Below are 1,022 nucleotides of genomic sequence, written 5' to 3'. Positions count from 1 at the left end.
GCTGTCGTTGGAAGGGGTATGTCGGGAGGTCGACCCGGCGTGCACCGGTACCACCGAAAACCCGCGCCCACTCCACCGGCGCACCCGCGACATACGCCTCGGCAAGAGACCTCAACACACGCCCCCGACCACCCTCATCACGCCGGAGCGTGCCCACCACAGACACCTCAACACCATGATCCTCAGCCGTCTGCTCAACACCCAACGTCAACACAGGATGCGCACTGACCTCAACAAACTGCCGAAACCCCGCATCCAAAAGCACCCGCACCGTCTCCTCAAACCGCACCGGAAAACGCAAATTCCGATACCAATACCCCGCATCCAACCCCGCCATATCCAAAACCCCACCAGTCACCGTCGAATAAAACGGCACCTCCCCAACACCCGACACCACACCAGAAACCGCCTCCTCCACCTCACCCCGAACCTCCTCCACCTGCACACCATGCGAGGCATAATCCACCGGAATACGACGAGCCCGAACACCAACGCCCTCACAGTCAGCCAAAAACCCCTCAAGCACACCAACATCACCCGAAACAACAACCGCCGAAGGACCATTCACCGCCGCCACACAAAGACCACCCCCATACGACTCCACCAACCCCCGCACCACACCCACCCCAGCACCAACCGAAACCATCCCACCCCGACCCGACAACCCCACCAACACCCGACTCCGCAACACCACCAACCTCGCCCCCTCCTCCAACGACAACCCACCCGCCACCACCGCCGCAGCAATCTCCCCCTGCGAATGACCCACCACAGCCGACGGCACCACACCAAACGAACACCACACCTCAGCCAACGACACCATCACCGCCCACAACACCGGCTGCACCACATCCACCCGCCCCAACGCCACCTCATCCGACAACACATCCCACAACGACCACTCCACCAACGGAGCCAACACATCCGCACACTCACCCAACCGCCGCGCGAACACGGGCGAGGACTCCAACAACCCCAACGCCATCCCCACCCACTGCGACCCCTGACCCGGAAACACAAAG

At 62.2% G+C, this 1,022-nt stretch carries 1 protein-coding gene; it reads right to left on the bottom strand.

Going from position 1 to position 1,022, the window contains the following annotated elements; all coding sequences use genetic code 11:
• Positions 1 to 1,022: acyltransferase domain-containing protein (locus tag NQU54_RS48605; RefSeq protein WP_257636663.1), on the bottom strand; the 1,022-nt coding region annotated here is incomplete at both ends.

Origin of the sequence: Streptomyces malaysiensis subsp. samsunensis (assembly GCF_024519315.1) — a bacterium.
Lineage (GTDB): Bacteria > Actinomycetota > Actinomycetes > Streptomycetales > Streptomycetaceae > Streptomyces > Streptomyces malaysiensis.
The sequence above is the reverse complement of the archived record's forward strand: the minus strand, read 5'-3'. Positions and strand labels throughout refer to the sequence as shown.